Below are 20,662 nucleotides of genomic sequence, written 5' to 3'. Positions count from 1 at the left end.
GACCGATGGATCCGAGCCCGGATTACGACGGAAGCGACGAGATCGAGTTCTTCATGCGGTACCTCACCTGGGGCTTGCGCGGTGTCACCGACGGCAACGGGTACCCGCCGCCGGCCTACCCGCCCGTTTAGCCCCGGCGCGGAGGACCGCAGTCTTTACAGCGCTTTGAGTTCCTCGGCGACCTCGGTCACCGACTTCTTCGCGTCGCCAAACAGCATGCTGGTGCCCTCGCCATAAAACAGCGGGTTGTCGATACCCGCGAACCCGGAGTTCATCGACCGCTTCAGCACGATCACCGACTTCGCCTTGTCCACGTTGAGGATCGGCATGCCGTAGATCGGGCTGGACGCGTCGTTGCGGGCCGCCGGGTTGGTGACGTCGTTGGCGCCGATGACGATCGCGACGTCGGTGCGCGCGAACTCGTCGTTGATGTCGTCCATGTCCTTCATGGCGTCGTAGTCGACCTCGGCCTCGGCCAGCAACACGTTCATGTGCCCGGGCATCCGGCCGGCGACCGGGTGGATGGCGTACTTGACCTCCACGCCCTTGTCCTCCAGCAGGGCCGCCATGTCCTTCACCGCGTGCTGCGCCTGCGCCACGGCCAGGCCGTAGCCCGGCACCACGATCACCTGGTTGGCGTAGGCCATCTGGATCGCGGCGTCCGCGGCCGAGGTGGCCTTGACGGTCTTGTCTCCCCCGCCGTCGCCACTGGGGGCCACCCCGCCGCCGCCGAAGCCGCCGGCGACGATCGCGGGGATCGAGCGGTTCATGGCCTTGGCCATCAGGTTCGTCAGGATCGAGCCGGACGCGCCGACGATCATGCCGGCCACGATCATCGCGGTGTTGTTCAGCGCCAGACCGGCGGCCGCGGCAGACAACCCCGTCATCGCGTTGAGCAGCGAGATGACGACCGGCATGTCGGCGCCGCCGATGGGCAGCACCACCATCAGGCCCAGCACGCCGGCCGCGGCCAGCAGCCCGATCATCCACCACAGGGACGCCCCGCCGGTGCCGGGATGGGCGTGCACCCCGACCACCACCGCGGCGGCCACCGCGGCGACCAGCAGCAGCAGGTTGACCGGCTGCTGCGCCCTGCCGAAACCGATCGGTGCGCCCGAGATGATCTCCTGCAGCTTGCCGAACGCGATGATCGATCCCCAGAACGAGATCGAGCCGATGACCGCGGCGAACAACGACGCCACCACGATGTGCACGGTCGGCGACTCACCGTGCTGGAACGCCGAAAAGCCTTGCGTCTCAATGAATTCCGACAGCGCGATCAGCGCGACGGTGCCGCCGCCGACGCCGTTGAAGAACGCCACCAGCTGCGGCATCGCCGTCATCTTGGTGTAGCGCGCCGGCGGGACACCGAGCACCACGCCCACCACCAGGCCGGCGATGATCAGCACCCATTGGTCGGTGTGGCGGATCTTGACCAGCGTCGCGGCCACCGCGATCGCCATGCCCACCGCGGCGATCAGGTTGCCCCGCACCGCCGTTTTGGGCCCGGTCAGGCCCATCAGGCCGTAGATGAACAGGGCGAACGAAATGATGTACAGGCCGATGACCAAGTAGTTCATTTGGCGGCCGGCTCCTCACTCGCGGCGGGTACCGGTTTCTTCTTGCCCTTGAACATGCCCAGCATCCGGTCGGTGACGATGAACCCGCCGATGACGTTCAGGGTGCCGAACACGACGGCCACGAACAGGATGATCTGCACCGCCAGCGAGGGGTGGTCGACCGAGCCGAACACCACCAGCGCGCCCAGCACCACGATGCCGTGGATGGCGTTGGTGCCCGACATCAGCGGCGTGTGCAGCGTGTTGGGCACCTTGGAGATGACCGCGAACCCGACGAACCCGGACAGCACCAGGATCGCCACGTTGGCCAACAGTTCGTCGTACATGTAGTCCTCTCAGTCCCGCGTCACACAGGAGTCCGCGATGACCTCGTCGTCGAAGTCCGGCGCCAGCTTGCCGTCGGTGAGCAGCAAGTCCAGCAAAGCGGTGATGTTCTTGCTGTAGAGCTCGGAGGCGTGCTCGGGCATCGTCGCCGGCAGGTTCAGCGGCGACGCGATGGTGACGTCGTGCTTGACGACCGTCTTGCCGGGTTCGGTGAGCTCGCAGTTGCCGCCGGTCTCGCCGGCCAGGTCCACCACCACGCTGCCGGGCTTCATCGCCTCCACGGCCGCGGCGGTCACCAACCGCGGGGCGGGCCGGCCCGGGACCAGCGCCGTGGTGATCACGACGTCGAAACCGCTGATGGCCTTCTCCAGCGCCTGCTGCTGCTGCGCGCGCTCCTCGTCGGTCAGCTCGCGGGCGTATCCGCCCTCACCGGCCGCGTCGATCCCGATGTCGAGCCATTGCGCGCCCACCGAGCGCACCTGATCGGCCACCTCGGGCCGCACGTCGTAACCGGTGGTGCGGGCACCGAGCCGCTTGGCCGTCGCCAGCGCCTGCAGACCGGCCACCCCGACCCCGAGCACCAGCACCGTGGCCGGCTTCACCGTTCCGGCGGCCGTCGTCAGCATCGGGAAGAACCGGGTCGCCTCCGAGGCCGCCAGCAGCACCGCCTTGTAGCCGGCCACGTTGCCCTGCGACGACAAGGCGTCCATCGCCTGCGCCCGCGAGATCCGCGGGATGGCCTCCAGCGCGAACGCCTGCACGCCCGCCTGCTTCAAAGCTCCGATCGAGTTCTCGGCGTTGCGCGGCGCCAGGAAGCCGATCAGCGTCTGCCCGCTGTGCAGCTTGCCGACCTCGTCCGCGGTCGGCGGCGCGACCTTGACCACGATGTCGGCGGCCCACGCGTCCCCGATGGTGGCGCCGGCCTCGGTGTAGAGCGCGTCGGGCAGCAGCGCCCGTTCGCCCGCGCCGGACTCGACCACGACCGCCACGCCGCTGCCCACCAGCGACGCCACCGCCTTCGGCACCAGCGCGACCCGCCGCTCGTCGGCCCCGGACTCGGAGACCACTCCTACCGTCGTCTGCGCATCTGTCATGGCGCGTACATCTACTTTCCGTACTCTTACGTACTGTCCGTGCCGATGGGCGTGGCGCTGGCTCGGCCGCGCGCTTCGCTACCTTAACCAGGTTCCGCCATGGATGGGTGATCGGCTCTGGGCCACCCGGGGCGGGATACCCCGCCGACGGGCGATCGACTCCCGGTCGATGGTTCGCCGCCGCATGCCGATGCAGTAGCGGCCACACCGTTGTGAGGTCACAAGGCGTCGTTGTTGCCCGCCGCTACCAGAGCGGGATGTCGTGGGCGTGTTCGGACGACGGGCGGGGCCCGAAGATGCGTCGCTGCGATTCGTCGATCGGCACGTCGTTGATGCTGGCTTCGCGGCGGGCCATCAGCCCCGACTCGGCGAACTCCCACAGCTCGTTGCCGTAGCTGCGATACCACTGCCCCGACCGGTCGCGGCACTCGTATTGGAAGCGGACCGCGATGCGGTTGTCGTGGAAGTCCCAAAGAACCTTGCGCAGCGCGTAATCCAGTTCGCGCTGCCACTTGCGGGTCAGGAACGCCACGATCTCGTCGCGGCCCACGATGTGCTCGCCGCGGTTTCGCCACCGCGAATCGACCGTGTACGCCAGGCTGACACGGTGCGGGTCGCGGGTGTTCCAGGCATCCTCGGCCGCCTGCACCTTCTGCAGCGCGGTCTCCCGCGTGAACGGCGGGAACGGGGGGCGGGATTCGGTCACGCCCCAATCCTGCCGCGAACAGACACCCGAGCACCTCCTCAACGGCGTGTCGCGGTGCTTGTGCGTCTGCTCGCGCCCCCTTGTCGCGCGTGACCTATCGTGACGGGCATGGACTTCGCGATGTCGGCCAAGGCCAGCGACTACCACAAGCGGCTGACCGATTTCATGACCGAGTATGTGTTCCCGGCCGAGGCCGACTACGACAAGTTCCGTCACGAAGCCGGCCCGCGCGACCACACGGTTCCGCCCGTCGTCGAGGAACTGAAGATCAAGGCCAAGCAGCAGGGCCTGTGGAACCTGTTCCTGCCGGCCGAATCGGGCCTGACCAACCTCGAATACGCGCCGCTGGCCGAGATCACCGGCTGGAGCCTGGAGATCGCCCCCGAGGCGCTCAACTGCGCGGCACCCGACACCGGCAACATGGAGACGCTGCACCTGTTCGCCACCGAGGAACAGCGCAAGCAGTGGCTGGAGCCGTTGCTGGCCGGCGAGATCCGCAGCGCCTTCTCCATGACGGAGCCGGCCGTGGCCAGCAGCGACGCCCGCAACATCGAGACCTCGATCGTGCGCGACGGCGCCGACTACGTGATCAACGGCCGCAAGTGGTGGACGTCGGGCGCGGCCGACCCGCGCTGCAAGATCCTGATCGTCATGGGCCGCACCAACCCCGACGCCGCGAGCCACCAGCAGCAGTCGATGGTGTTGGTGCCGATGGACACGCCCGGCGTGACGGTGGTGCGCTCCACCCCGGTCTTCGGCTGGCAGGACCAGCACGGCCACTGCGAGATCGTCTACGACAACGTGCGTGTGCCGGCCACCAACCTGCTCGGCGAAGAGGGCGGCGGCTTCGCGATCGCCCAGGCCCGGCTCGGGCCGGGCCGCATCCACCACTGCATGCGCGCGCTCGGCGGGGCCGAGCGCGCCCTGGCCCTGATGTCCGACCGGGCCCAAAAGCGGGTGGCGTTCGGCCGCCCGCTGGCCGAGCAGGGCGTGGTGCGGGAGTCAATTGCCAAGTCCCGCAACGAGATCGACCAGGCACGGCTGCTGTGCGAGAAGGCGGCGTGGACCATCGACCAGCACGGCAACAAGGCCGCGCACCTGCTGGTCTCCCAGATCAAGGCGGTGGCCCCGCAGGTGGCCTGCGACGTCATCGACCGCGCCATCCAGGTGCACGGGGCTGCTGGCGTCAGCGACGACACGGTGCTGGCCCGCCTGTACGGCTGGCACCGCGCCATGCGGATCTTCGACGGCCCGGACGAGGTGCACATGCGAACCATCGCGCGCGCCGAGCTGGGCCGGGAAAAGTCGGCGCTCGCCGCGGCGGTCACCGCGCATGACTGAGGCGTTGCGAGAACTGTCGGGCGCGTGGAACTTTCGTGACGTCTCCGACGGCGCACCGGCGCTCAAACCCGGGCGGCTGTTCCGCTCCGGCGAACTGAGCGGGCTCGACGACGACGGCCGCGCGACGCTGAGCCGGCTGGGCATCACCGACGTCGCCGATCTGCGGGCGGCCCGCGAGGTCGCGCGGCGCGGGCCGGGGCTGGTTCCCGACGGCGTCGAGGTGCACCTGTTGCCCTTCCCCGATCTCGGCGAGCAGGACGCCGGGACCGACGACGCGGCGCCGCACGAACACGCCTTCCAGCGCCTGCTCACCGGCGAGGGCGTCGAGGAATCGGAGCAGTCGGGCCAATCCGTCGATGAGGCCGCCACCCGCTACATGATCGACGAATACCGCCAATTCCCAACGCGTAACGGGGCGCAGCGGGCGTTGCACCGCGTCATCTCGCTGCTGGCCGACGGGCATTCGGTGCTGACGCACTGCTTCGCCGGCAAGGACCGCACCGGCTTCGTGGTGGCGACGGTGCTGGAGGCGATCGGCATCGACCGCGACACCATCCTGGCCGACTTCCTGCGCAGCAACGACGCCGCGCCCGCCCTGCGGGCGCAGATCTCCGCGATGATCGCGCAGCGCCAGGACGCCGAGCTGACCCCGGAGGTGGTGACCTGGACCGAGGCGCGGCTGTCCGACGGCGTGCTCGGGGTCCGCGAGGTCTACCTGGCCGCCGCGCGCCAAACCATCGACGAGGAATTCGGGTCGCTGGACGCCTACTTGCGCGCCGCGAGCGTCAGCGAGTCAGACGTGGAGCGCCTGCGCGAGGCGCTGCTCGCCTGACCCGCCGACCACTCGGGAAGGCCGGGCTCAGCCCAGCTTGAAGCTGGCCTGCTGGGCGGCGGACAGGTCGGTGATCTGGCCCCACTTGGCGGCGATGTCCTCGACCGACGGCACGCTGTCGAAGGTGATGCCGTCGTTCTGGAACAGCGCGGTGCGCTGCACCTTGCCGCCGCCGACGATGAACACCGAGTCGGTGTCGGTCAGCTCCTCGGTCATCAGGTAGGCCACCACCGGGGCGACGTACTCCGGGGTGAGCTTCTCGAAGACCTCCGGCGGCAGGATGTCCTGCGTCATCCGGGTGGCGGCGATCGGCGCGACCGCGTTGGTCTTGATGTTGTACTTGGCGCCCTCCTGGGCCAGCGTGTTGATCAGGCCGACGAGGCCGAGCTTCGCGGCGCCGTAGTTGGCCTGCCCGAAGTTGCCGAAGAGCCCGCTGGTGGAGGTGGCGACGACGACGCGGCCGAAGCTCTGCTCACGGAAGTGCGGCCACGCGGCGCGGATGACGTTGTACCCACCGTAGAGGTGCACCTTGAGCACGGCGTCCCAGTTTTCGAAGGACATCTTGTGGAACGTGCCGTCGCGCAGAATGCCCGCGTTGCTGACCACGCCGTCGACCTTGCCGAATTCGTCGAGCGCGGTCTTGACCATGTTCTCGGCGCCCTCGGGCTCGGCGACGCTGTCGTAGTTGGCGACCGCCCGGCCACCGGCGTCCTTGATCTCCTTGACCACCTCGTCGGCCATGTTGTGGCCGGCGCCGGTGCCGTCGCGGGCGCCACCGAGATCGTTGACCACGACGCTGGCGCCCTCCTTGGCGAGGGTCAGGGCGTACTCACGGCCCAGTCCCCCACCGGCTCCGGTGACGATGACGACGCGATCCTGCACTCCGGGCATTAGGTTCCTCTCTGCTGTGAAAAACTTTGTCTGGCAACTGGTTCGGCGAAGCCGGGTCAGAACATCCGGCGGGCCATCTTGAAGGCCCGCTCGGTGTATGGAGGGTAGATGAAGCTCGACAGGTCGGGCCGGGTGGGCTTGGTCAGGACCGCCTTGCGGTGGCTGAACTCGTCGAAGCCCCACTTGCCGTGGTAGGCGCCCATGCCCGACGCGCCGACGCCACCGAAGGGCAGCTTGGCCGTCGACACCTGGAAGGCGACGTGGTTGACCAGCATGCCGCCCGCCGGCACCTCCTTGATCACCCGCTCGCGGGTCTCGCGCCGCTTGGTGAACAGGTACGCCGACAGCGGCTTGGGCCGCGAGTTCACGAAACGTATTGCCTCGTCCAGGTTTTGGACGGTGATCACCGGCAGGACCGGACCGAAGATCTCGTTCCGCATCAGCGGGCCGTCCGGGTCGGGGTCCACCACCACCGCGGGCTGGATGCGCAGCGTCGACGCGTCGCATGCCCCGCCGACGGTGACCGTGCCGTCCTTGCCGGAAAGGTAGCCGCTGATCCGGTCGAACTGCCGCTGGTTGACCACCCGCATGCCGTCCGGTTTGTCGGAGGTGAACTTGGTGATGGCGGCGCCGATCTTGTCGACCAGTTCGTCGCGAATCGTGGCGTCGGCCAACACGTAATCCGGTGCGACGCAAGTCTGTCCGGCGTTGAGCAGCTTCATCCAGGCGATCCGCTTGGCCGCCACCTCCACGTCGGCGTCCGCCGCGACGATCACCGGGCTCTTGCCGCCGAGCTCGAGCGTGCAGGGGGTCAGGTGCGGCGCCGCGCCCTCGTAGACCTTGCGGCCGATCTCGGTGCCGCCGGTGAACATCACCCGGTCCAGGCCCTGGGCGATGAGCTCCTGGCTGGTCGCGCCGTCGCCCTCGATGACCGCGATGGCGTCGTTGTCGAGGTACTTCGGCACCAGCTCGGCCATCACGCGCGAGGACGCGGCCGCGATTTCCGACGGCTTGAGGATCACGGTGTTGCCGGCGGCGATCGCCCCGACGGCCGGGCCCAGCGTGAGGTAGAAGGGGTAGTTCCAGGCTCCGATGATCAGCACGGTGCCGTAGGGCTCGTATTCCACCCAGCCGCGGCCGGGCAGCTGCGGCAGCTCCAGCAGTTGATACTTGCGCCGCGTCCACTTGCGCACGCGCTTGGCCGCGTACTTGGCCTCACCGGCGGTGGTGGCGATGTCGGCGATGTAGGCCTCGAAGGGGCTGCGGTCCAGGTCTTCGGCGAGCGCGGCGGCCAGCGCGGCCTCGTTCTCCTCCATCAGCTTCACCAGCTGCAGCAACTGCCGCTTGCGCCAGTCGACGTCGCGGGTGCGTCCGGTAGCGAAGGTCTGACGAAGCCGGGCAACCGTGGCGGCGACGTCGGCCGAGCCGGTCCCGTTCGTGGAGTCCTTGGAGAGCGATGCCTGCGATGCAACCGATTCGGTGGTCATCATTGTCCTTCCCGAGCAGAGTCCCGCCGCGGGGCGGCCGCTCATCGGTGATAACCGCGATACTAACCATCCGGTTGGGAGAGCAGTAGAAAGGATCGGGCCGCGCGGTTACTTGACGCAGGGGACGCTCGAGGCCGTCATCTGGCTGAGGTCGGTCGGCGCCGGGGCGTGGTCGCCGCTGCCGGTGGCGGCGACCGCACTCACCTGCCCGGACGACGGCGCGTCGCCGGCCGCGCCGGGTTCGGCTTCGGAATGGGAGAGGTAGTCCGCCGCGGGAAACCGCGTTCCCACGGTCAGCCGGACGGTTCCGGAGGCCACCGTGGGATCCGCGGTCGCGGGCACGTGCAGTTGCCCGGACAGGACCTGCGCGCCCGCGTCGGCGCCGGGACCGTATTCGATCGTGCTGTCGTCGGCCGCGGCGGCGGCGGTCGTGGCGCTGCCCCGGGTGAAGCCCCGGCCGGTGAGGGCCTCCTCGAGGGCGGCCGCGAGTCCGTCGCGCGAGCTGGCGTTGACAACGTCGAGGATGACGGGTTCGGTCAGCGCGGGCGGTGACTGGGCCGCCGGCGACGCGGCGTCGAGCGCGGCCGGCGCGTCGGACATGAAGCGCTCGTTGACGATGCGCCGGATGGCAGCGAGATCGACGAGGTTGATGTCGGAGCCGTTCGCGTCCTTGCCGAAGCCGGAGATCGGCAGGGTGTACAGCGACAGCGGCCGACCGGTCAGCCGAGAGGCCCGCGCGGCGAACTGCCCGAGGTCGAGCCCGGCGTCGACGGCGACGTTGTCCCGGGCGACCTCGAGCATTTTGCGCAGCCCGCTCACGCTGGACAGCGCGCCGCCGCTGCGGGCCGCCTCGACCAACGACACCAGGAACGCCTGCTGGCGCCGCGTCCGATCGAAATCGGTGAACGAGCCGTCGTTTTCGTCGCGCCGCTGCCGCACGAAGGCCATCGCGTCGGCCGCGTCGATGCGCTGCACACCCTGGTGGAAGTCCGCGCCCGAGTAGCTGTCACGCGTATCGCCGTTGAGGCACACCGTGATTGGCTCCACCGCCTTGGCGATCTGGTAGAAGGCGCCCAACGTGACCTCGACGAAGTGGTCGACCGAGATACCCAAAAAGTCGCTGACGGCGCTGATTTCGGCCTTGCGGCCGGCCTCGCGGGCGGTTTGCTCGCGGGCCGCCAGATCGGTCGACCCCGCGCCGCCCGAGTCCCCGGCGGCCTGCGTGTTCAACGATTGCTGATAGGCCAGGCCGTACGCCTGCTTGATCTTGCCCGTGCACACCGAGCCGGGGCAGCCCGGCAGCTCGGCGTAGTCGTCGCGGGGAATCGACACCGCGGTGACGGGACCGTCACGGTCCGAAATGTGCACGACGATAAGCACATTGGCGTTGTAGCCGCCCGAGGTTTCGTCGCCGGCGTGCAGCGCGTCGTAAACCTCCTGCGGTAGCGGCCGACCGTTCTGGTCCAACCGGCTGTCCAGGCCCATCAGCAGGATGTTCTGGTTGTCGCCGAGCGAGGCCGCCCCATTCGGCAGCGCGTGGGAGATGATGATCCGGCCCAGGGCGGTGTGGTAACCCGTCCAGCCGATTCCGGTGATGGCCATGACGAAGGCCGAAGCGATGCCGGCGACGAGCCGGCCCTTCAACAGCACCCAGCGGTGTGATCGCTGCGCCGCGCCGCCGCCCATAATGAGTCATCATTATGGGCGATGACCTGCCGAAACGGCGGTAACCGCGCCGTTACAGGCGCTCGGCGATCACGAAGTCGGAGAAGGCGTCCTTGTCCTGGTCCAGCTCGAAACTCTGCACCCCGCGGTTCAGGCGGTGCATCTCATCGATCGAGTTCTGCGCCGTCGCGCGCCAGCCGTGGTCGTTGAGCCAGTCGGCGAGGTTCGCGCGGTGCTCGTCGCGGTACATCAGCTCGCCGACGTCGATGGTCTCTTCCAGGCCGAGCTGGTCGGCGACCTTCTTGAACCGTTCCCGCATCTGCTGGCGCCGCTCCTCGGCGTGCATCGGTGCGGTTTCGGCGGCGACCCGGCTGCCGGCCGGACTCAGCTCGCCGATCTGCGTGAACAGCTTGTCCTGCGCCTCGGCGGGCAGGTACATCAGCAGTCCCTCGGCCAGCCAGGCGGTCGGCCGGGTCGGGTCGAAACCCGCGGCGCGCAGGGCGGCCGGCCAGTCTTCGCGCAGGTCGATCGCCACCTCGCGGCGATCGGCGGACGGCGTGGCGCCGCTTTCGGCCAGCGTGGTGGTCTTGTAGTCCAGCACCTGGGGCTGGTCGATCTCGTACACCGTGGTGCCGGCCGGCCAGTCGAGGCGGTAGGCCCGCGAGTCCAGCCCCGACGCGAGGATCACCACCTGCCGGATCCCGGTGGCGACGGCGTCGGCGAAGTACTCGTCGAAGAAGTGGGTCCGCACCGCCTGGTAGCCGCGCATGTGCTGGATCCGGGCGGCGGATTCCTCATCGATGGCTTCGATCTTGGCCACGACGTCCGGGTCGAGCATGGCTTCCCACAGGACGTCGGCACCGGCGTTGTTGACGAGCAGCCGGGCGTAGGGGTCGCGGATCAGCGCGTCGGGCTGCTCGGTCTCGATGGCCCGGGCGGCGGCCACCATGACCGCGGTGGTGCCGACGCTGCTCTTGATGTCCCAGGTGTCGTCGTGGGTGCGCAGCGAGCTCATGCATTAACTCCTTGGGTCTTGGGCAGGCGAAGGTCAAAAGGTGGTTTCGCCGAGGCGCGCCCGCAGCAACGTGCTGCGCACCGCCTCGTCGGAAAGGTCGTCGGGCACCGCGCGGCCGAGTCGGGCCATCTCCTCGCGGTTGTCCACGGCGTGCACGTGCCAGCCGTGGTCGGAAAGCCACGCGGCGGCGTCCGAGCGGTCCGGCTCGTGGTAGGTCAGCGCCTGGACGTTGACGTCCAGGCCGAGCCGCTCGCGCATCCGCAACCAGCGCTGCGAGTTGCTCCGCGAGTTGATGCCGAACACCTCGATCGCGACCTGGCTGCCGGGCGCGCTGAGCGCGGTCAACATCTCGAACAGCCGGTCCTGGGCATCGCCGGGCAGGTACGGCAGCAGCCCCTCGGCCAGCCAGGCGGTCGGCTGCGTGCGGTCGAATCCCGCGGCGGCCAACGCGGTCGGCCAATCCTCGCGCAGGTCCGCCGGGACGGGATGGCGGATCGCGGTGGGCACGGCGCCGTGCTGCTGCAGGATGCCCGACTTGTACTGCAGCACCTTGGTCTGGTCGATCTCGTAGACGGTGGTGCCGGTGGGCCAGTCCAGCCGGTAGGCCCTCGAGTCCAGGCCCGCGGCCAGAATCACCGCCTGCCGGATTCCGGAACGCACTGCGCCGTCGAAGTATTCGTCGAAGAAGTGGGTGCGCACGGCCTGGTAGTCGATGCCGGTTCGGTGCGCGCGCCGCCCGTGCTGATCGTCGGCGAGCCAGGACAGCTCCGGGTCCGCCAGCCGCGCCCACGCCGGGCCGGCCGACGACACCAGCAGGCGGGCGAACTCGTCACGAATCAGCGGGTCGGCGCCGGCGGTCTCCGCCGCGCGCGATGCGGCGACGCCCAGCGCGGTGGCGCCGACGAGTTCGGTGATGGACCAGCTGTCGCCGGCAGACCGCACGGAAGGCGGTGTCGAGGCATCCAGGTCAGTCATATCCCGACCATGGTACCGGGATAAGTTAGTTAGCCTATACGCTTTGTGCGCAACTTCACTGCGCCGCCCGGCGGGCTAGGCCCCCGGACGCCAGAGCGCGCCCTCCAGCAGCTGGCGCAGCATTCCGGTGACGGCCAGCATCTGCTGGTAGCTCTCGACGTAGCCCGCGTACAGGCCCACCCCGCAGATGATGACGAGCAGGGTTTCGACCAGTGCCGACGCATCGACGTCCGCCGCGAGCTCACCGTTTTCGATCGCGTCGTTGACGGCGCGCAACAGGAACTCGCGGCACACGCGCACGGACGAGTTGTCGGTTCCGGTCAAATCCGGATGGCGCTGGGACTCGAGTACGCCGCTGATTAAAAACGCCGATCCGGCGGGATTTTCCGAATTAGCCCTAACGGCCACGGAGATGAAGGCCGTCAGCCGCGCGACCAGCCCGGTTTCGGCGTCCGCCTCTTTGATACCGGCCGCAATGACGAATTCGTTGGTGTCCTCCAGAACTTCCCGATACAACGCTCGCTTGCTCGAAAAGTAATGGTTGATCGCCGGGCGGGTCAGGTCGGCACGGGAGGCGATGGCCTGGAACGTCGCGCCGTCGTAGCCGCGTTCGCTGAACACCAAACGAGCAGCTTGGATGATTCGTTTCCGGGTCTCGTCCGCCTTCGCCGCAGGCGGACGGCCCGGCCTGCGAGTCCCCCGTGGAAGCATTGCTAGAGTGTGCCACCGCCATGGTGGGGCATTAGTGCATTTGGCGGAATAGCGCCAAATTTTCCGGCTTGATAGTCCTCGAGCGCCTCGATCAATTCCGCGCGAGTGTTCATCACGAAAGGCCCGTAGTGGAATACCGGCTCGCGAATGGGCCGCCCACCTAGAAGCAGGACATCAATGGCGGTCGCGTCGCCCCAATCCCGAGCTCGCTCCGCCCCGACGGTGATCCGGTCGCCTGGGCCCAGGACCGCCAGCTGCCCCTGGTGGATCGGGTGGGCGACCGGCCCGACGTACCCGCTGCCCGACAGCACGTACACGAGCGCGTTGAAGTCGCGCCGCCAGGGGATGTTGAGCCGGGCGCCGTTCTCGACCGTCGCGTGCGCGAGCGTGACCGGCGTGTGTGTGACCCCGGGCCCCCGGTGGCCGTCGATCTCGCCCGCGATGATGCGGATCAGCGCCCCGCCGTCGTCGGACGCGACCAATGCGGCGTCACCACCCTCGATGGCCTGGTAGCGCGGCGGCGCGAACTTGTCCTTTTTCGGCAGGTTCACCCAGAGCTGGACGCCGTGGAACAGGCCGCCGCTGTCGACGAGTTCGGCCGGCGGCGTCTCGATGTGCAGGATGCCCGAGCCGGCGGTCATCCACTGGGTCGCTCCGTCGGTGATCAGCCCCCCACCGCCGTGGGAGTCCTGGTGCGCGAATTTCCCGTCGAGCATGTAGGTCACCGTTTCGAAGCCGCGGTGCGGGTGCCAGTCGGTGCCCCTGGGTTCGCCGGGCTGGTAGTTCACCTCGCCCATCTGGTCCATGTGGACGAAGGGATCCAGGGCGGCGCTACCGACCCCGGCGAAGGCGCGCACGACCGGGAACCCCTCACCCTCGTACCCGCGCGGGCCCGTGGTGATCGATCGCACCGGCCGCTCGGTGTCGGCGGGGCCGGGGCCGCGGACGCGCGGCAATGTCAGTGGGTTGGCCGTAACTGCAGGCATTTGACCTCCTCGTAGAGCGGAACTACCCGGTATAACCGGACTAGGGTCCACTTATTCCGGGCGGTCGGCACCTGCGTGGCGGCCAAGCCGACGCGCCCTCGCCCCGGCATCGATTTGCCGGGGCGAGGGCGCGAAGTGTGCGACTGAGGGTGTCAGGATTTGCTGCGCGCGCTCTTGGCGGCGGACTTCTCGGTGCTCTTGCCCGCGTGGGCGAGCTGACCGCCGGCGCTTTCCAGGTGCGCCCGGACGAACCACTGGAACTTCTCCAGCTGGCCCGCCTGGCCGATCAGCAGGTCCTGGGTCACCGGGTCGAGTTCGTCGGTCTCGTCGATGTATTGGCGGATGTCCTCGATCACGCCGTTGTAGACGAGGTCCAGCGCGGCCAGGTGGGCCTGGACGGTGTCGCGGCCGACCGAATAGTCGTCCCACGAGCGGTCCTTGATGATGGCGCCCGGCGTGCCCTGCGGCGAAGAACCCAGGGCGGCAATGCGTTCGGCGACATCGTCGGCGAAGCCACGCACGGCCTCCACCTGTGGGTCGATCATCTCGTGCACGCCGATGAAGTTCGGGCCGACCACGTTCCAGTGAATGTGCTTGAGCGTCAGGTGAAGATCGTTGTAGGTGCTCAACTGTTTTTGCAGCAGTTCGGTGAGCCGCGCCGCCTGCTTGTCGGTCAATCCCGGAATTGTGAACTGAGTCATCGCGTGTTTCCTAGCTTCCTTCCGTGGGGGTCCCACACACTTTCTTGCTCTGCTGGGTACCCGATGGCGACGCCGAAAAACGCGACGGATCACAGTGAGTGGATTTGCTGCACCGGCAGGCGCGGGCCCCGGCGCGGTTCGTAGGCCAATCCGCTGGCTTCGAGCAGCCGGACCACGCGCTGGCGATGTGGCCGCATCGGCTCCAGCAAGTCGAGCATTCCCGCGTCGTCGACGGGCTCGCCCAGCAGTGTCCAGCCGATCATCTTCGGGATGTGGTAGTCGCCCACCGATACGGCGTCGGCGTCGCCGAAGGCGCGTTGGGCCGTCTCCGCGGCGGTCCATTCCCCCACGCCCGGCAGGGACGTCAAGGCCGCCCGCGCCTGTGCCGCCGGCCGCGACGTCAGCCGCTCCAGCGACGCGGCGCGCTGCGCGCAGGTCACCACCGTTTGTGCGCGCCTGGGGTCGACGTTGGCGCGATGAAATTCCCACGACGGGATGGTTCGCCACCGCTGCGCCGACGGCGCCACCCGCATGCCCTCGGGGGCGGGCCCCGGCGCCGGTGTCCCGTACTTGGTCACCAGCACGCGCCAGGAGCGGAACGCGTCGGCCCCGGGCACCCGCTGCTCGATGATCGCCGGGATCAGCGCCTCGAGCACCAGCCCGGTGCGGCCCAGCCGCAGGTGCGGAACCCGTCGGTGCGCGGCGGCGACCGTCGGATGCCGCGGCACGAAGTCGGAGGCGTCGTCCTCGAGACCCAGCAGGGCGGGCAGCATTTCGACGAACTCACCCGCACCTCTCCCCCACGCCACACAGTGCGCGGCGTTGGGGGCCGCGCGGCTGATCCTGGCCGTGACGGGGCCGGTGGGCAGCAGGCTGGTCCGCCAGATCGAGCCGTCGCCGGTCGCGCGGAAGCAGGGATCCGCGGGGCCGCGGCGCAGCGGCGACAACGTGTGCCCGAAGCTGGCGGCACCGGGGAACACGACCGTGCGCGTGCTTTTCACCTGATGACTCTCCGACCGCTCGATTGACCCTGAACTCCGTCCCCAGTCAGTATTGCGGTGTGATGACGCCCTTCGATGACCCTCAGGGCGAACTGGCCTGGATGTTTTTGCAGAGCATCAGCGACGGCGGCGATCTGGACGAGGGCTTCGCGTTGCTGCGCGACGACTTCACCTTCTGGACGCTCTACACGCGCACCGCGTGCGACAAGGACACCTTCCGGCGCGCGGTCGAGCGGCGCAAACAAGACCTCGAGCTGGTCATCGACCTGGTGCGCTGCGTCAACGAGGGAGAGACGGTGGTGGTGGAGGCGCAGGCCACCGGCACGACGTCCGACGGCACCTCCTACGACAGCCCGTTCGTGTGCATCTTCGACACCCGCGCCGGGCTGATCGTCTCGATGCGCCTCTACGGCGACACCCGGGCGACGGCGTCCGCCCTCCCGGGATGGGTCCCCTACTGAGCCGAGACGGTGATGTCGGCCTTGTTCGGGTAGAACGCGACGTGCCCGGCGATCGCGGCGACCGCCGGATACGGCTGCTCATAGGTCCAGATCACGTCGTCGACGGTGTCACCGGACGAGGTCGTCACGCTGTAATAGCTGGCGTCGCCCTTGAACGGGCAATACGTGCTGGTGTCGGTGCGGGTGAGCCGATCCTGTTGCACGTCGGCGATCGGAATGTATTGCACCGCAGGGATTGTGGCTTCGCGCAGTTCCAGCGCGGCGGTGGTGTCGGCCACCAGTTCGCCGTTGACGCGGACCTGCACCCTGCCGTGGGTGGGTTCGATGGTGATCGGGTGCCCCGCGTTCGGCTCCAGGACTTGCCGGTGGGCCATGATCGATACCTCCTACAGACGCCTATTGGTGCTGTAACACCCGGCCGCCGTCAACCCTTCCCGTCCGGCGGGCCGAATGCGTAGCGATGGTACTGGGACATGTTCGCGGCGGCGGGGATCAGCGACATCACCCTTCCCAGGAGTCGGGATGAGCGTGGCAATCGTGCGAAGGTGTCCGACTCGAACCAGCGCTCGCAGGCCAGCAGCCGCACTGCCGGTACGGCCGCGATGATGTCGTCGGGCCCGTTGATCGCCCACCGCAGCGTGGATCCCGACCGTCGCACCACGGAGTTGAGCCATTGCGACTTGATCCCGAGCCAGTTGAACACGTCGAACTGCAGCTCACCCGAGCCGAACCGGTCGACCACCCGGCGCAGCAACGCGGTGCCGTCCTGCTCGGTCAGGTACATGGTCAGCCCCTCCCCGATCATCAGCGTGGGGCGATCGGTGGGGATTTCGCTCAGCCATGACGGGTCGGTGACCGAGGCGGCGATCACGCGATAGTGATCGCCGCTCGGGTAGAGCTGGGCGCGCAGCGCCGCGACCTCGGGGTAGTCGACGTCGTACCACTGCACGTCCGGACCCGGCTGCACGCGGAAGAACCGGCTGTCCAGTCCGCAGCCCACGTGCAGGACGACCGAGCGCGGGTGCGCCGCAAGGAATTTGCGCGTCCAATGGTCGAAGTGTGCCGAACGGGTAGTGACCGACGGCGCCCGCCGGGCGGTGATGGTCGTCTTCTTCCAGTCGTAGTCGATGCGATCGACGATCTCCTTCGCGTACCGATCACCCAGGATCGGCTTGTCGAAGTCGGCGTCCAGCGCCTTGGCGTAGAACGTCGCCAGCATGGTCTGGGGAGCCCCGGTGAGATCGACGGACACTCGCTCGGTATTCACCCGCTCGAGGCTAGTCCCACGCCAGCGCCGCGCCGCGTCCTGAACAGCGGTCGGCGTGGCGTTCAGCGGGGAGTCGCGCTCTTACCCTTGGCATTTCGCATGGCGGCCCAGAATCGGGCCGCCTCGCGGATGGACTCCTCGACCGGGCGTGGCTGCCAACCCAATTCGCGGACGGCCTTGCTGTGGTCGACGGGCGCCTCGGCACGCATCATGCGCACCGACGCGAGGCTGAGCTCGGCGTCCTTGCCGGTGAGCCGGGCTCGCAGGCTGCCCAGGGCGCCGAGGGTGTACAGCACCGGAACGGGGATGGAACGTCGCGGCGGCGGCACGCCGGCCTCGTCGGCCGCGATCCGCACCACCTCGGTCAACGCGATCATTTGCTCGGAGATCAGGTATCGCTCGCCGATGCGGCCGCGCTCGGCGGCCAACAGCATGGCCTCCGCGGCGTCGGTGACGCCGACGACCTCCAATTGGATGCCGTCCATGGTGAAGGGCAGCTTGCCGAAGACGGCGCCGGCGATGAACGCGCCGTGCGGGGTGCGGCCCCAGTCGCCGCTGCCGTAGGTCGTCGACACGCACATCGCCACCGCGGGCAGCCCGGATTCGGCCACGTAGCGCATCACCAGGTTCTCGGCCTGGACCCGGGATTGGACGTAGTCCGACAACCCGCGGGTGGCGACGATGTCGTCCTCGGTCGCCACGCGCCCGCGCCGCCGGCCGACCGTCGCGTAGGTGCTGGTGAAGACGAACCGACGCAGGTCGGGTTGCGCGACGGCCACGTCGAGGACGTTGCGCAGCCCCTCGACGTTGGTGCGAAACAGCGGCGAGGTGTCGCGCAGCCAGGCGCGGGTGTCGACGACGCAGTAGTAGACGTCGTCGACCCCGTCCATGGCCTCCCGCAGCACGGCGGTGTCGAACACGTCACCGTGAAACCGGGTGAGCTCGAGGTCGTCGATGGACCGGGTGTTGGCGTTCTCGCGCACCATGGCCCGCACTTCATGGCCCTTGGCGACCAGCTGGCGCGTGACGTGCGAACCCAGAAAGCCGTTGGCGCCGATGACGAGTTTGGGCCTGGCGGTCACTGGGCGCCTCCGTATTGCTCCATGAATTGCGCGCCGGCCTCGTCGAGGGTGCCGAGCTCCTGCGCTTTGCGGCACCACTTCAACGTGGCCTGCACGAAGCGCAGCGGGTTGTAAATGTCTTCCTGCTGACGCCACAGGCCATCACCGGCGTAGGTGATGATCGAGATGTTGGTCGCGCCGATGACCGTGCCGTCACCCGGATCGCGCATCGGGTTGTCGAGTTCCATGATGATGCGCCCGGTGGCCTCGTCGATCACCGACCACAGCGACGGAAACGCGACCATGTGACTGCCGGGGAAGCTGCCCATCGTCCTGCTGATCCACTCGCGGACCTCGTCGCGGCCGTGCATGGTGCCCGCCGCGTGTTCGATGTACAAGACGTCGGGTGTGTAGTGCTGGACCCACGCGTCCCAGTCGTGCGACTGCGCGGCCGCATCGACGGTCGCTTCGAATTGCTCGAACGCGGCGGCCAGTTCGCTACGGGAGAACTTCGGCGTGCTCATGATTTCGCGGCACCATTGCGGCTCATCGGCGGAGTGTAGCCTGGGCCTCACTGTGGCGGGTGAGGAGGACGAGCGATGACCAACCAGAAAGCGATTCTCGCCGGCGGCTGCTTCTGGGGAATGCAGGAACTGATCCGCAAGCAGCCGGGGGTGGTCTCGACCCGGGTCGGCTACACCGGCGGTGACGTCCCCAACGCGACCTACCGCAACCACGGCACCCACGCCGAGGCCATCGAGATCATCTACGACCCGGCCGTAACCGATTACCGGGCGATCCTGGAATTTTTCTTCCAGATCCACGACCCGACAACGAAAGACCGCCAGGGCAACGACCGCGGCCCCAGCTACCGGTCGGCGATCTTCTACCTGGACGAGGAGCAGAAGCGGATCGCGCTGGACACCATCGCCGACGTCGAGGCGTCCGGCCTGTGGCCCGGCAAGGTGGTGACCGAGGTCAGCCCGGCCGGCGACTTCTGGGAGGCCGAGCCCGAGCACCAGGACTACCTGCAGCGGTATCCGAGCGGATACACCTGCCACTTCATCCGACCGGGCTGGAAGCTGCCGCATCGGGCCGCCTCCAGCCAGTAGCGGTCCCCGGCGAATTCAGCGCCGGCGCACCGTGATCCGGCCGCCGTCCTTCGGGGTGAACGCCACACCGCGGCAATGCCACCGCTCACCGGGCGCATCCGTGGTCTCGATTGTCAAGTGGCGCAGCACGGTCCGGAGCACGACATCCATTTCCATGTTGGCGAACGCCGCGCCGACGCAGCGGCGGGTCCCGCCGCCGAACGGGATCCAGGACAGCGCCGACGGTTTGGTGTCGATGAAGCGTTGCGGGTCGAACCGCCGCGGATCGGGGAACACGTCGGGGTTGTCGTGTATCTGCGCGATGCCGACGATGATCGAGTAGCCGCGCGGGATCGCCCATTCGCCGAGCCGGTAGGCCTCGGGGTAGACGTGGCGACCGGCGAAATCGATGACGGTCCTGGCCCGTTGCACCTCGAGGATCGTCGCTTGGCGCAGCTCGTTGCCGCCCTCATCGGCCCCGTCGGCCTCCTCGACCAGCCTCGCCAACAGCTCGGGGTGTCGGCTGATCCGCTCGAATGCCCATGCCAGCGTGGACGCGGTGGTCTCGTGCCCGGCGGCCAGCAGGGCCAGCAGCTCGTCGCCGATGTCCTTGTGCGACATCGCGGAACCGTCGTCGTAGGTGCTGCGCAGCAGCAGCGCCAGCACGTCGGTCCGCTCGGCGAAATCCGGGTCGGCCCGCTCCGCGGCGATCAGCTTCTCGATGACGATGTCGTATTGGCGCCGCCACTTGTCCAACCTGCCCCACGGGCCGAACCGGGGATAGCGCTTCGGCTTCGGCAGCGCCGCAAGGCGTGAGCCCAGGGTGACCCACGGCGGGATGAGCCTGCGCAGCTCGTCGAGTTCGGCCCCCTCGGCGCCGAACACCGCGCGCAGGATGGCGTTCAGCGTGATCCGCATCATCGGCGGCAACGTCGCGAACGGGCTGCCCTCCGGCCAGCCGGCCATCTCGCGCAGCGTTTCTTCCTCGATGATGCTTTCGTAATTTTTCATGCTCTTGCCGTGAAATGGCGGCGCCAACAGCCGCCGCCTCCGGCGATGGTCGTCGCCCTCGAGTCCGAATACGGAGCCGGGACCGAACAGTCTGCTCAAATTGGGTTGGATGTTGCCGAGTTCGTCTGGGCTGGTGGTGAAGATCTGCTTGGCCAGCTGTGGATCACTGACCATGATGACGCGCCCCCACATCGGCAGCCGCAGCGTGAAGACGTTGCCGTAGCGGCGTGACAGGCGTCGCATCATCATCCGCCGCGACACGGCAAAACCGACGCCCTGCACCAGCTTCGGGCTTCGGACCGCGGGGGGCAGGCGAACCGTGGCCGGCGGGACGGTGGCTAGTTCACTCATGGCGTCATTGCTCCCCACGTCTGCCGGGCCGGAGTTGGTACCGCGATGTACCACGGACCTTTCCGAGTACGGTACTCTGCAGTACCAAAGCTGACAAGGTGCGTTTCGAAC

The 20,662-nt window shown here is 68.4% G+C and carries 23 protein-coding genes; 5 read left to right on the top strand and 18 right to left on the bottom strand.

The features are described from left to right. Positions 1–5: 5 nt before the first annotated feature. Positions 6–131, top strand: a complete 126-nt coding sequence (locus QGN30_RS03475; RefSeq protein ID WP_003874194.1) for a hypothetical protein — start codon at positions 6–8, stop codon at positions 129–131. A gap of 24 nt (positions 132–155) precedes the next feature. On the opposite strand, the gene QGN30_RS03470 is transcribed toward QGN30_RS03475, so the two are convergent. From QGN30_RS03470 to QGN30_RS03455, 4 genes are all read right to left on the bottom strand, one after another. Continuing rightward, complete coding sequence (locus QGN30_RS03470) at positions 156–1,580, bottom strand: NAD(P)(+) transhydrogenase (Re/Si-specific) subunit beta (protein ID WP_009956633.1); 1,425 nt, start codon at positions 1,578–1,580, stop codon at positions 156–158. Next, entirely contained in the window at positions 1,577–1,906 is a 330-nt protein-coding gene (locus QGN30_RS03465; protein WP_248923282.1) for an NAD(P) transhydrogenase subunit alpha, read from the bottom strand. Before QGN30_RS03465 ends, QGN30_RS03470 begins: the two co-directional genes overlap by 4 nt. 9 nt (positions 1,907–1,915) lie before the next feature. Beyond that, complete coding sequence (locus tag QGN30_RS03460) at positions 1,916–2,998, bottom strand: Re/Si-specific NAD(P)(+) transhydrogenase subunit alpha (RefSeq protein WP_042913942.1); 1,083 nt, start codon at positions 2,996–2,998, stop codon at positions 1,916–1,918. A gap of 244 nt (positions 2,999–3,242) precedes the next feature. After that, the gene (locus tag QGN30_RS03455) at positions 3,243–3,704 is read right to left on the bottom strand and encodes a nuclear transport factor 2 family protein (protein WP_014943136.1); all 462 of its coding nucleotides are present in this window, start codon (positions 3,702–3,704) and stop codon (positions 3,243–3,245) included. Between the two features lie 120 nt (positions 3,705–3,824). Between QGN30_RS03455 and QGN30_RS03450 the strand changes: the two genes are divergently transcribed. Then, the gene (locus tag QGN30_RS03450; protein WP_009956638.1) at positions 3,825–5,045 is read left to right on the top strand and encodes an acyl-CoA dehydrogenase family protein; all 1,221 of its coding nucleotides are present in this window, start codon (positions 3,825–3,827) and stop codon (positions 5,043–5,045) included. After that, positions 5,038–5,877: a tyrosine-protein phosphatase gene (locus QGN30_RS03445; protein WP_136245113.1), complete on the top strand. Its 840-nt coding sequence runs from the start codon at positions 5,038–5,040 to the stop codon at positions 5,875–5,877. Before QGN30_RS03450 ends, QGN30_RS03445 begins: the two co-directional genes overlap by 8 nt. Before the next feature lie 27 nt (positions 5,878–5,904). Here the strand turns inward: QGN30_RS03445 and QGN30_RS03440 are convergent, their stop codons facing one another. The 9 genes from QGN30_RS03440 to QGN30_RS03400 form a co-directional block, all read right to left on the bottom strand. Further along, positions 5,905–6,768: an SDR family oxidoreductase gene (locus QGN30_RS03440; protein ID WP_008262046.1), complete on the bottom strand. Its 864-nt coding sequence runs from the start codon at positions 6,766–6,768 to the stop codon at positions 5,905–5,907. A 56-nt stretch (positions 6,769–6,824) separates the two neighbouring features. Beyond that, positions 6,825–8,258, bottom strand: a complete 1,434-nt coding sequence (locus tag QGN30_RS03435; protein WP_009956640.1) for an aldehyde dehydrogenase family protein — start codon at positions 8,256–8,258, stop codon at positions 6,825–6,827. Between the two features lie 105 nt (positions 8,259–8,363). Further along, positions 8,364–9,941 (bottom strand): LCP family protein, encoded by a 1,578-nt coding sequence (locus QGN30_RS03430; protein WP_225331179.1) that lies wholly within the window; start codon positions 9,939–9,941, stop codon positions 8,364–8,366. 52 nt (positions 9,942–9,993) lie between these two features. Further along, on the bottom strand, positions 9,994–10,935 hold the full coding sequence (locus QGN30_RS03425) for a class I SAM-dependent methyltransferase (protein WP_225331180.1): 942 nt from the start codon (positions 10,933–10,935) through the stop codon (positions 9,994–9,996). Positions 10,936–10,968: 33 nt separating this feature from the next. Further along, positions 10,969–11,910 carry a class I SAM-dependent methyltransferase gene (locus QGN30_RS03420; protein ID WP_248923283.1) on the bottom strand — a complete coding sequence of 314 codons (942 nt, stop codon included), beginning with the start codon at positions 11,908–11,910 and terminating at the stop codon, positions 10,969–10,971. 75 nt (positions 11,911–11,985) lie between these two features. After that, positions 11,986–12,621 carry a TetR/AcrR family transcriptional regulator gene (locus tag QGN30_RS03415; RefSeq protein ID WP_041298126.1) on the bottom strand — a complete coding sequence of 212 codons (636 nt, stop codon included), beginning with the start codon at positions 12,619–12,621 and terminating at the stop codon, positions 11,986–11,988. Positions 12,622–12,623: 2 nt separating this feature from the next. Further along, on the bottom strand, positions 12,624–13,607 hold the full coding sequence (locus tag QGN30_RS03410) for a pirin family protein (protein ID WP_009956646.1): 984 nt from the start codon (positions 13,605–13,607) through the stop codon (positions 12,624–12,626). A 152-nt stretch (positions 13,608–13,759) separates the two neighbouring features. Further along, the gene (locus QGN30_RS03405; RefSeq protein WP_008262065.1) at positions 13,760–14,308 is read right to left on the bottom strand and encodes a Dps family protein; all 549 of its coding nucleotides are present in this window, start codon (positions 14,306–14,308) and stop codon (positions 13,760–13,762) included. 89 nt (positions 14,309–14,397) lie between these two features. Beyond that, on the bottom strand, positions 14,398–15,309 hold the full coding sequence (locus QGN30_RS03400) for a DNA-3-methyladenine glycosylase family protein (RefSeq protein ID WP_038538135.1): 912 nt from the start codon (positions 15,307–15,309) through the stop codon (positions 14,398–14,400). A 62-nt stretch (positions 15,310–15,371) separates the two neighbouring features. Between QGN30_RS03400 and QGN30_RS03395 the strand changes: the two genes are divergently transcribed. Beyond that, entirely contained in the window at positions 15,372–15,770 is a 399-nt protein-coding gene (locus tag QGN30_RS03395; RefSeq protein ID WP_009956648.1) for a nuclear transport factor 2 family protein, read from the top strand. Here the strand turns inward: QGN30_RS03395 and QGN30_RS03390 are convergent. The 4 genes from QGN30_RS03390 to QGN30_RS03375 form a co-directional block, all read right to left on the bottom strand. After that, positions 15,764–16,144: a DUF427 domain-containing protein gene (locus QGN30_RS03390; RefSeq protein WP_009956649.1), complete on the bottom strand. Its 381-nt coding sequence runs from the start codon at positions 16,142–16,144 to the stop codon at positions 15,764–15,766. The two genes, QGN30_RS03395 and QGN30_RS03390, sit on opposite strands and share 7 nt — an antisense overlap. 50 nt (positions 16,145–16,194) lie before the next feature. Further along, complete coding sequence (locus QGN30_RS03385) at positions 16,195–17,022, bottom strand: class I SAM-dependent methyltransferase (RefSeq protein ID WP_014381487.1); 828 nt, start codon at positions 17,020–17,022, stop codon at positions 16,195–16,197. A gap of 77 nt (positions 17,023–17,099) precedes the next feature. Next, on the bottom strand, positions 17,100–18,119 hold the full coding sequence (locus QGN30_RS03380; RefSeq protein WP_038538138.1) for an NAD-dependent epimerase/dehydratase family protein: 1,020 nt from the start codon (positions 18,117–18,119) through the stop codon (positions 17,100–17,102). Beyond that, on the bottom strand, positions 18,116–18,622 hold the full coding sequence (locus QGN30_RS03375; RefSeq protein WP_009956654.1) for a nuclear transport factor 2 family protein: 507 nt from the start codon (positions 18,620–18,622) through the stop codon (positions 18,116–18,118). The genes QGN30_RS03380 and QGN30_RS03375 overlap by 4 nt, the downstream gene beginning before the upstream one ends. Before the next feature lie 75 nt (positions 18,623–18,697). Here QGN30_RS03375 and msrA point away from each other — a divergent pair, with 75 nt between their 5' ends. Then, the gene (gene msrA, locus QGN30_RS03370) at positions 18,698–19,210 is read left to right on the top strand and encodes a peptide-methionine (S)-S-oxide reductase MsrA (protein ID WP_038538141.1); all 513 of its coding nucleotides are present in this window, start codon (positions 18,698–18,700) and stop codon (positions 19,208–19,210) included. 15 nt (positions 19,211–19,225) lie between these two features. Here the strand turns inward: msrA and QGN30_RS03365 are convergent, their stop codons facing one another. Beyond that, positions 19,226–20,551 carry a cytochrome P450 gene (locus QGN30_RS03365; RefSeq protein WP_008262081.1) on the bottom strand — a complete coding sequence of 442 codons (1,326 nt, stop codon included), beginning with the start codon at positions 20,549–20,551 and terminating at the stop codon, positions 19,226–19,228. Positions 20,552–20,662 lie beyond the last annotated feature (111 nt).

Source organism: Mycobacterium sp. 3-98 (genome assembly GCF_035918355.1).
Lineage (GTDB): Bacteria > Actinomycetota > Actinomycetes > Mycobacteriales > Mycobacteriaceae > Mycobacterium > Mycobacterium intracellulare.
This window is presented reverse-complemented; position numbering and strand designations above follow the sequence as displayed.